Source organism: Sphingopyxis sp. (genome assembly GCF_016793825.1).
Taxonomy (GTDB): Bacteria; Pseudomonadota; Alphaproteobacteria; order Sphingomonadales; family Sphingomonadaceae; genus Sphingopyxis.
The window spans coordinates 19,083-27,459 of record NZ_JAEULM010000010.1; the positions used below are offsets into that span (position 1 = coordinate 19,083).

At 64.6% G+C, this 8,377-nt stretch carries 13 protein-coding genes; 6 read left to right on the top strand and 7 right to left on the bottom strand.

From position 1 onward, the window contains the following. Positions 1-69 precede the first annotated feature (69 nt). Positions 70-471, bottom strand: coding sequence for a helix-turn-helix domain-containing protein (locus JNM03_RS02105; protein ID WP_003046453.1), 402 nt, complete (start codon positions 469-471; stop codon positions 70-72). Positions 472-543: 72 nt separating this feature from the next. Here JNM03_RS02105 and JNM03_RS02110 point away from each other — a divergent pair, with 72 nt between their 5' ends. Together JNM03_RS02110 and JNM03_RS02115 are read left to right on the top strand one after the other, a co-directional pair. Next, positions 544-903 carry a mercuric ion transport protein, MerT gene (locus JNM03_RS02110; protein WP_051066412.1) on the top strand — a complete coding sequence of 120 codons (360 nt, stop codon included), beginning with the start codon at positions 544-546 and terminating at the stop codon, positions 901-903. Next, positions 896-1,123: a GDCCVxC domain-containing (seleno)protein gene (locus tag JNM03_RS02115; RefSeq protein WP_081611194.1), complete on the top strand. Its 228-nt coding sequence runs from the start codon at positions 896-898 to the stop codon at positions 1,121-1,123. Before JNM03_RS02110 ends, JNM03_RS02115 begins: the two co-directional genes overlap by 8 nt. Positions 1,124-1,158: 35 nt before the next feature. Here the strand turns inward: JNM03_RS02115 and JNM03_RS02120 are convergent, their stop codons facing one another. Further along, positions 1,159-1,572: a helix-turn-helix domain-containing protein gene (locus tag JNM03_RS02120; RefSeq protein ID WP_003046458.1), complete on the bottom strand. Its 414-nt coding sequence runs from the start codon at positions 1,570-1,572 to the stop codon at positions 1,159-1,161. A 70-nt stretch (positions 1,573-1,642) separates the two neighbouring features. On the opposite strand from JNM03_RS02120, the gene JNM03_RS02125 reads away from it, so the two are divergent. From JNM03_RS02125 to JNM03_RS02140, 4 genes are all read left to right on the top strand, one after another. Beyond that, positions 1,643-2,284: a cation transporter gene (locus JNM03_RS02125; RefSeq protein WP_037553278.1), complete on the top strand. Its 642-nt coding sequence runs from the start codon at positions 1,643-1,645 to the stop codon at positions 2,282-2,284. A 5-nt stretch (positions 2,285-2,289) separates the two neighbouring features. Next, positions 2,290-4,236, top strand: coding sequence for a cytochrome c/FTR1 family iron permease (locus JNM03_RS02130; protein ID WP_003046463.1), 1,947 nt, complete (start codon positions 2,290-2,292; stop codon positions 4,234-4,236). A 126-nt stretch (positions 4,237-4,362) separates the two neighbouring features. Further along, the gene (locus JNM03_RS02135) at positions 4,363-5,052 is read left to right on the top strand and encodes an AraC family transcriptional regulator (RefSeq protein ID WP_003046466.1); all 690 of its coding nucleotides are present in this window, start codon (positions 4,363-4,365) and stop codon (positions 5,050-5,052) included. Positions 5,053-5,099: 47 nt separating this feature from the next. Then, positions 5,100-5,759, top strand: a complete 660-nt coding sequence (locus JNM03_RS02140; RefSeq protein WP_037553277.1) for a class I SAM-dependent methyltransferase — start codon at positions 5,100-5,102, stop codon at positions 5,757-5,759. Positions 5,760-5,786: 27 nt separating this feature from the next. Here JNM03_RS02140 and JNM03_RS02145 read toward each other — a convergent pair whose 3' ends face one another. From JNM03_RS02145 to JNM03_RS02165, 5 genes are all read right to left on the bottom strand, one after another. Then, entirely contained in the window at positions 5,787-6,092 is a 306-nt protein-coding gene (locus JNM03_RS02145) for a hypothetical protein (RefSeq protein WP_003046472.1), read from the bottom strand. A 191-nt stretch (positions 6,093-6,283) separates the two neighbouring features. Then, entirely contained in the window at positions 6,284-6,928 is a 645-nt protein-coding gene (locus tag JNM03_RS02150; protein WP_003046475.1) for a thioredoxin domain-containing protein, read from the bottom strand. Continuing rightward, complete coding sequence (locus JNM03_RS02155; protein ID WP_003046478.1) at positions 6,925-7,359, bottom strand: disulfide bond formation protein B; 435 nt, start codon at positions 7,357-7,359, stop codon at positions 6,925-6,927. The genes JNM03_RS02150 and JNM03_RS02155 overlap by 4 nt, the downstream gene beginning before the upstream one ends. Further along, positions 7,356-7,841: an SRPBCC family protein gene (locus JNM03_RS02160; protein WP_003046480.1), complete on the bottom strand. Its 486-nt coding sequence runs from the start codon at positions 7,839-7,841 to the stop codon at positions 7,356-7,358. The genes JNM03_RS02155 and JNM03_RS02160 overlap by 4 nt, the downstream gene beginning before the upstream one ends. Positions 7,842-7,854: 13 nt before the next feature. Next, positions 7,855-8,377, bottom strand: a 523-nt coding sequence (locus tag JNM03_RS02165; protein WP_294034001.1) for an efflux RND transporter permease subunit, incomplete at its 5' end; no start/stop codon positions are given.

The following is an 8,377-nucleotide window of genomic DNA, read 5'->3' on the forward strand; positions in this document are numbered from 1 at the left end:
CGCGGTGGCCCTAGTTGCCGCGCGCAATGGCTGCTTTGGGGCGCTGGCGGAAGACGGCTGTACTCGAACCTAGTCGGACAGCGCCTCCAGAAGCGGGCAGCCCCCGGCATCGCCGGCGCCGCACGCCTCGACAAGATCGCCCAAGACAGCGGCCATCCGGTCGAGGTCGGCGCGCTTGGCGAGGACGTCGGCAAGCTGGCTCTCGGCCATATGGCGCGCCTGATCGCAGCTATGGCCGCCGCCTTCGGCAAGAAGGAGCAAAGTCCGGACCGTATCGAGGGGAAACCCCAGTTCGCGCGCGCGGCGCACAAATGCAAGGCGCCGCACACCAGCTGAATCATAACGGCGAAATCGCCCGTACCGGACCGGCGCGGGCAGAATGCCGATGCGCTCATAATAGCGGATCGTCTCGATATTGCAGCCGGTAAGCCGAGAAAGCTCGCCGATGGGGATGGTGCTTGAGGGGGCCATTGCGATTCCGCTTGCATCTGTAGTCACTACAGATGGTAGACTTGCCGCTACCGCGAAACAAGGAGTTTGAATTTGGCTGGAGATGCAAGGCGTCCAAAAGGATTTGGGGCCATTTCGCTGGCGCTTGGCGGGATCGCATCGGGCTTTCTCGCAGCCACCTGCTGCGCCCTCCCCATGCTGCTGGCCTCGGCGGGGCTCGGGTCCGCCTGGCTCGTCGGCATAGCGGTCCCGGCCGCGCCCTACCGGCTCTGGTTCGTCGCATTCGGCGCAATTTCGCTCGTCGCCGGTGGCGTCCTGCTGGCGCGCCAGCAGATGCGCGCGGCGCGCTGCGGCGCCGATGGCCTGTGCGTGCCCGCGTCGCTGCGCTTTGTGACCCTGATCGGACTGCTCCTCGCCGCCGTCCTCCTCTGGCTCGGCTATCGCTATGCTTGATCCCTCGCCGGTCCTGCAATCGACGCTGACGTGTCCGCTCTGCGGTCAAATCGCCGACGAAATCATGCCCACCGATGCGTGTCAGTATTTCTACGACTGCAAGGGATGCGGCGCGCTGCTCAAGCCGCTGCCAGGAGACTGCTGTGTCTTCTGTTCCTATGGCACGGTACCCTGCCCGCCAATACAGGTTGACGGCGGCAAGGGCAGTTGCTGCGGCTGAGCCGCAAGCCGCCGACAGTCCCGATAGCGCGGCGGCTAGGCATTTCCGGCGGCGATGGCCTCGATGACCCGGCAATCCGACACCGGCCCGCCATCGCAGAGCTGGACGATACGGGCAAGTTCAGCACGGAGCCGCGCCATCCGTTCCAGCTTTTCATCGACATCGAGCAGGTGACGCGCCGCAACTGCGCGGATTTCGGCGCAGTCCTGCCCCGGCCCCAAGGCCAGCGCCGTCAACGACCGGATTTCATCGATCGAAAAGCCGAGGCCGCGGGCATTGCGGATGAATGCGAGGCGCCCGACATCCTCATCCCCGTAGGTGCGCCGGCCAGAGGCTGTGCGCGCTGCGCAAGGCAGCAATCCGATATCCTCATAGAAGCGGATCGTGTTTACCTTGGTGCCGGTGCGTTTCGCCAGGCCGCCGATCGGCAGCCGCGTGTCGCGCGCCATCTCCCTTCCTCTCAGTCTCGTTTCGATTTCAGCTTGCTTCTACAGTTACTGTAGAATGTAGAACAGGGGAATGAGCAACGACAGCAATTGCGGCTGCACGGGCGACACCGTCAGGGCCGAACGCGATCCCGCCTATCGAAGGGCCTTGTGGATCGTCGTAATTCTCAATCTCGGCTTCGGCGCGATCGAGATCGTCGGCGGGTTCATCGCCAACAGCCAGGCGCTGAAAGCCGACTCGCTCGACTTTATCGGCGACGGCACGATCACGTTGGCCGGCCTCGTCGCGATAGGCTGGACTGCGCTCGCCCGCACGCGTATCGCCTTAGCCCAAGGCCTGTTCCTGCTGTCGCTTGGCATAGGGGTCATCGGCGTCGCGCTGTGGCGTGCCCTGACCGCGGTTCCGCCCGAAGCCGAGCTGATGGGCGGCATCGGCGCCGCCGCCCTCCTCGTCAACCTCACCTCGGCCGCGGTCCTCTCGCGGTTCCGCGAAGGCGACGCCAATGTCCGGGCGGTGTGGCTGTTCAGCCGCAACGACGCGATCGCCAATGTGGCGGTGATCATCGCCGCCGGCCTCGTCGCATGGACCGGGCAAGCCTGGCCCGACCTTGCAGTCGCCGCCATCATTGCCACGCTTTTCCTGCATTCGGCCTATGAGATTCTACGCAGCGCGCGGACCGAATTGCGCGAACTGTCGACTGTGCCCGGACAATAGGGCCAATGCCCCCCGCCCGCCGCTTTCTCTCTCTGCTGATCGCGCTCGCTGCAATCTGCGGCCTCGTCGTGCCGACGGCACAGGCCCGCACTGATGCCGGCGAAGTCCAGACCATCTGGCGCCTGCTGGACTATGTTGCGGTCGACTATGGTGGAGCGGTCTCGAATGGCGCGGTGACGAGCACGGTCGAATATGCCGAGATGACCGAGTTTTCCGCCACCGTTCGCAAGGGGATCGAAGCGCTTCCGGTATCCCCGGCGCGGGCTCGCCTTGTCAGTGAAGCGGGACAACTCCAGACGGCGATCGCATCGAAGGCGGACCCCGGCAAGGTGGCTGGCCAGGCGCGCGGACTCGCGGCGGACCTCCTCGCCGCCTACCCTGTGCCCCTCGCGCCGCGCAACGCTCCAGATCCCCGGCGCGGAGCCCAAGTCTATCTGGAAAATTGCGCCAGCTGTCACGGCGCGCGCGGCGATGGCAATGGACCTCAGGCCAAGGGGCTCGACCCGGCACCTATCGATTTCACCGACGCCGGACGCGCTCGCAAGCGCAGTCTGTTCGCGCTCTATCAGGTGATAGGACAGGGGCTCGAAGGCACGTCCATGCCCAGTTTTGCCCATTTGCCCTCCGACGACCGCTGGGCGGTAGCAGCCTATGCCGGTGGATTTGCCTTTCGCGACGTCGCAGCCGGCCGGCGTGTCTGGAACCAGACCCCTGCGGCGCGCGAACTGGTCCCCGACCTGCAAGCCTTCACGAGTCTCAGCCCGGAAGTGCTTGGTCGTGGGCTGGGATCGGAGCAGGCCGACGCGCTTACCGCCTATTTGCGCTCAGATCCCCAAGCATTGACAACCGCTTCGCCCGCGACGCTTGCGGTTGCCCGTGACAAATTGGCGCAAAGCCTTGCCGCGTACCGCAAGGGAAATCGGAGCGAGGCAGAGCGTCTCGCGCTGTCCGCCTATCTCGACGGTTTCGAACCGATTGAGCCGATCCTGACGACGCGCGATTCCGCCCTTATGGCGCAAATCGAATCCGCGATGTCCGATTATCGCGTGTCCATCGCGCGAGGTGTGCCGGTCGATGCGGTCGCGGGTAAAGCCGCCGCAGTCGAAACCCTTTTCGCCGATGCCGAAGCTGCACTGTCTCCCGATGCAGCCAGCGACGCATCGACCTTTGTCGGGGCGCTTACCATCTTGCTGCGCGAGGGTCTCGAAGCGCTTCTGATCATCGTGGCGATGATCGCTTTCTTACGAAAGGCCGAACGGCCTGAGGTCCTACCCTATGTCCATGGCGGCTGGATCGCAGCCCTGGCAGCCGGCGGCGCAACCTGGGCAGTCGCGACCTATGCAATCTCGATCAGCGGAGCGAACCGCGAGTTGACAGAGGGATTTGGCTCGCTTTTCGCCGCAGTCGTTCTCGTCTGGGTCGGCATCTGGATGCACGGAAAGTCACATGCGGAGAGCTGGCAGCGCTATATTCGCGAAGCGATGGGCAAAGCGCTTTCACGTCGCTCGGCCTGGTTCCTGTTCGGGCTCGCTTTCCTCGTGGTCTATCGGGAAGTCTTTGAGACCATCCTGTTTTTCGCAGCTCTCGCCGCGCAAGGAAGCCGCAGCGCGATCGCCGCCGGAGCCGGAACCGCAGTGGTGATCCTGGCAGCAATCGCATGGGTCATGCTTCGTTACAGCCGGGTCCTGCCGATCGGAAGATTTTTCGCTTACAGCTCTTCGCTCATCGCTATCCTCGCGGTTGTCCTGGCCGGCAAGGGCGCGGGCGCGCTACAGGAAGCCGGCCTCCTCGGCATCACCCCGCTAGCTCATTTTCCCCGCTTCCCGGCGATGGGGATATTTCCTTCGCTCGAACCGTTGTTGCTCCAGCTTCTCGCGCTTGCAATCCTCTGGATCGGCTATCGTTACAACAGTCGGCAACATCGCCGCATCGAGACAGCGCCCGGTCGATGAGGGGAATCATCACGGGGTCGGCGCACTCCTCCTTGGCCGTAAGACGGCTTCCGAAAAGAGCCTCCGAGCCAGAGTGCTTACCCGGCGCCCGTTACGCACACGAGTTAGGCCTGCTATTGCGACCCGATGCCCGAAACGTCCAACTGGAACGGCCGACTTAGCCTCGGCGACTATCATGCTCTCTGGTCGGGTTCGGTTGGCGATGCCGCCGCGCACCGCCATTTTGCGGCGCAGGCAGTGTTTTGTGCCGAGCCGCTTACCGTGGTCGATGCTGATGGCGCGCGCCTGTCGGGGCGTTGCTTGCTCATCGAACCCGATACCGTGCACCGGCTGCTCCCCGCGCCCACGGCTGAATTATGGTTCGTCGAGCCGACAGTGGTCTTCGGTCCGCCGGTAGATCTGAAAGACCGGCTGATCTGCTCCGATCCGATTCATGTCGCGCTGCCGGGACAGCGGTCCTTCTGGAAAAACTGGCTCACGCGAGGCGCCCGACCCCCGCTCGATCCGCGCATCACCCGCGCCGCCGCCTCGATTGACCGCCTGATCCCCATGGGCTCTGTCCGTCTCGCGGCTGTGGCGGAGGAGAGCCGCCTTTCGCTCGGCCGCTTCCGGCATCTCTTTGCCGCCGAGATCGGCATGCCCTTCCAGCGCTTTGTGCTCTGGCGAAGGTTGATTATCGCCTTCGACGAATTGGGAATGCGCCGCAGCGCGACCGAGGCCGCACACATGGCAGGGTTCAGCGACAGCGCGCATTTCGCCCGCACGATCAAGGCGATGTTCGGTATCCGGGCAAGCGACCTTTTCATCGAATCATAGCCTCTCCGTTCAAGCCGGTGCGTGATCGCGCCTGGTAGAGGCGCATCATGTCAGACGCACACAGAGACTTCGTCCCGGCACTCGGCAAGAGCGGATCGCTCGACCGCTACGATGCCGCCATAGCCCTCATGACCAGAGAGAAAAGATGGCGAAGCGACTTGCTGCGCTTCGCCGAACCGCGGCCGGGCGAGCGGATCGTCGATATCGGGTGCGGCACGGGAACCTTTGCGATCGCCCTCAAGCAGGCGGCGCCGGAGAGCATCGTTCTGGCGGTCGATCCCGACCCCGCCGTGCTGGAAATCGCGCGCGCCAAGGCTGAGGTTGCCGATGCCGAGATTCGATGGTTCGAGGCTATGGGCGACGAGCTGGACGGCATCGACGCACTCCGGCAATGCGACAAGATCGTATCGAGCCTGGTCCTTCACCAGTGCCCGATGGCCGTTAAGGAAGCGATTGCCGCGCAGATGTTCAGGCTCCTGAGGCCGGGCGGGACCCTTTTCATAGCCGACTATGGCGAGCAGCGCTCGCTGCTGATGCGCATGCTTTTTCGACAGATCCAGCTGCTCGACGGGTTCGAATATACCGAACCCAACGCTAAGGGCTGCGTCCCGGTGATCCTTAAAGCCGCGGGTTTCGAGGCGGTCGAAGAGATGAGAGTCATCCCGACGCCGACCGGCTCGATTTCAATCTATGGGGCGAAGCGGTAGTTTCTCGCCCGGCCCGCGCGGTCGCGGCTAGCCGCGCCAGTGACGCCCGCGGTGATGGTGGTGCATCCGGCGCTTCTGATAGCGCCGCTCGTAGCGGTCCCGCCGTTCATAGCGGCGATCATGGCCGCGGTAGTAGGGATCGTAGCCACGATAGCCACGATCATAGCCATAATTGGGCACGCCGTGGCGTGAGGAACGATAGTCGCGGTCATGACCACGTGGCGCGTCATGTCCGCGGCTATATCCCCCGCGATCGCCATGGTGCTGGGCAAGCGCTGTTCCGGGGAGCGCGAAGGCGAGCATCGCGGCCGCGATCGTCATCAGTTTTCGCATGTCAGTCTCTCCTTTTCGTGGCGTTCAAAATCCCCCTTCATGTTTGAATGCGCTGTGAATATTGGCTCCGATGCTGCCGATCGGACGGTGACCCGGCGTCTCCATGCGACAGGCCGATGGCGGGAGAGACAGTATCGCGCCGCATGGTGGGCACCCGTCCCGCGTGGACGAAGCGGGACGGGTGCGGGCCCTCATTTGCCCTTTGCCGCTACCGCGGCCTGGACTCGGGCCTCGACCTGTTCGGGGCTCGGCTGGACGAGCATCTCGCCATTGACGAAGAAGGTCGGCGTGCCCCGGACGCCGACCGCACGCGCGTCGGCGATGTCCTGCTCCATCCAGGCCATCGCATCGGTTGTCGGCATCGCGCGCGCCTTCGCGACATTGAGGCCGGCCTTCTCGGCGGCCGCCCAGGCACCGTCCATCTTGCCGTCGTGCCATTCGGGCTGCGCTTCGAGCAGGGCGGCCGTCACCGGCTCGAGCTTGCCCTGGACGCGGGCGGCTTCGAGGATCACGATCGCCTCGGCCGAGCCGGGGTGCAGCGGCAGGTAGCGCATAACGAGACGCACATCCTTGGGATATTTGGCAACGATGCCCTTCACCGTGGGATAGAAGGCGCGGCAGGCCTCGCACGACGGGTCGAAAAATTCGACGATGGTGACCGGGGCATTTTTCGGTCCGATGATCGGCGAATGCGGGCGAATGAGGCTGTCGACGGGCCCCGCCACGACCTTCTTCGTGGGTTCGCCCTCGGCGGTTCCGCTGTAGAGCATCGCGCCGCCGGTGAAAGCGAGTGCGGAAACGACAAGCGTGGCCACCACTCCGATGCGTTTGTTCATGATTTCAGTCTCCTTTGGAAGTTGAGCAAGAGGGTGAGGATGAGCGCGAACGCGGTCAGCGACGGGAGGGGCAGCGGCACGCCTCCGATTGCCATGCTCTCTCCCGAGCATGATGGACCGCCGGTGCAGGGGACGATCGGGGCCGGAATGACGCCGACGTAGAGCAGGCTATGATAGAAAGCGACGAGACCACCGCCCGCAGCCAGCGCCAGCCCATAAGGAACGATGGCGCGGTCCGACCTGAACGCCGCGATGCCGAGAATGATCGCAAGCGGGAACATGAAGCTACGCTGGAACCAGCAGAGGTCGCACGGCGCCTGGCCCATGACCTCGCCGACGAAGAGGACGGCCAGGCTCGACAGGAGGGCGATTGCCCAGGCCGCGCCGAGCGGACGCCATTTGTGCGGCGCGAGCAGCGGAAAGCTCGTCATCGCCGGCCACCTTTGAACTTGGACTTGGGCCGTCGCGGCGGCGGTGGCGGCTTGCTGTATTTGGACTTGAGGTAGCTGAGCAGGATGCCGTCGATCGACGCGATCATTCGCTGGAAGCTGGTCTTGATGCCGGGAAGCCGGAGCCAGGCAAAGGGCCCGCGGCAACGATAGCGGTGAACGAACTTCGTCCCGCTCGCCGTCGGCGTCAGGATATAACTCTCCTCGAACTGGAGGATGAAGCTCGGCTTGACGTCGAGTATCAGCTCCTCGCCCGGGCGCGCGGAGAGCACCGCCGCGGAGACTTCGAGAAACTTGGGCTTGTGCGGATCCATGCGCATCGAATAGCGGATCGCGATCGGGTCCTCGGCAAGCTGCTCGATCCGGACATAGGGATTCCAGATCCGGTGGTTCTCGAAATCGCCGAGGACCGCCCATATCTGCTCCGGACTATAGGGGAGGTCATGCTCCCGCTCGAACTCCATCAGCTTAACTCCTCTATCGATCGGCCGCCGGGCTTTGCCCCGCGCCGATGTCGGTGACGCCCGCAGGCGATGGGTCGGCGTGCGCGCCGCCCGTCGTGAACCAGCGGCGCAAGCGCGGGACCATCCGGCGTTCGAAGCCCGCCGCGAGGCTGAAGGACGCCGGCACGATCAGCAGTGTCAGCATCGTCGACAGGATGAGCCCGCCGATCACCGTGACCGCCATCGGCGCGCGCCATGCGCCGTCGCCGGTGAGCGACAGCGCGGTCGGGATCATGCCCGCGACCATCGCGACCGTGGTCATCAGGATCGGCTGCGCGCGCTTGTGTCCGGCGTCGACAATCGCCTCGTCGCGCGGCACCCCCGACGCCATTTCCTCGATCGCGAAGTCGACGAGAAGGATGCTGTTCTTGCCGACGATACCGAGCAGCATCAGCACGCCGATGAACACGGGAAGCGAGAGCGGATAGCCCGTCAGCAGCAACGCGACCGCCCCGCCGAGCGGGGCGAGCAGAAGCGAGCCCATGTTGACGAAGGGC

Excerpts from the sequence above, each read along its gene's own strand:
- JNM03_RS02105 (WP_003046453.1), bottom strand. The coding sequence starts at position 471 with ATGGCCCCCTCAAGCACCATCCCCATCGGCGAGCTTTCTCGGCTTACC.
- JNM03_RS02115 (WP_081611194.1), top strand. The coding sequence starts at position 896 with ATGCTTGATCCCTCGCCGGTCCTGCAATCGACGCTGACGTGTCCGCTC.
- JNM03_RS02120 (WP_003046458.1), bottom strand. The coding sequence starts at position 1,572 with ATGGCGCGCGACACGCGGCTGCCGATCGGCGGCCTGGCGAAACGCACC.
- JNM03_RS02125 (WP_037553278.1), top strand. The coding sequence starts at position 1,643 with ATGAGCAACGACAGCAATTGCGGCTGCACGGGCGACACCGTCAGGGCC.
- JNM03_RS02130 (WP_003046463.1), top strand. The coding sequence starts at position 2,290 with ATGCCCCCCGCCCGCCGCTTTCTCTCTCTGCTGATCGCGCTCGCTGCA.
- JNM03_RS02135 (WP_003046466.1), top strand. The coding sequence starts at position 4,363 with ATGCCCGAAACGTCCAACTGGAACGGCCGACTTAGCCTCGGCGACTAT.
- JNM03_RS02140 (WP_037553277.1), top strand. The coding sequence starts at position 5,100 with ATGTCAGACGCACACAGAGACTTCGTCCCGGCACTCGGCAAGAGCGGA.
- JNM03_RS02145 (WP_003046472.1), bottom strand. The coding sequence starts at position 6,092 with ATGCGAAAACTGATGACGATCGCGGCCGCGATGCTCGCCTTCGCGCTC.
- JNM03_RS02150 (WP_003046475.1), bottom strand. The coding sequence starts at position 6,928 with ATGAACAAACGCATCGGAGTGGTGGCCACGCTTGTCGTTTCCGCACTC.
- JNM03_RS02155 (WP_003046478.1), bottom strand. The coding sequence starts at position 7,359 with ATGACGAGCTTTCCGCTGCTCGCGCCGCACAAATGGCGTCCGCTCGGC.
- JNM03_RS02160 (WP_003046480.1), bottom strand. The coding sequence starts at position 7,841 with ATGGAGTTCGAGCGGGAGCATGACCTCCCCTATAGTCCGGAGCAGATA.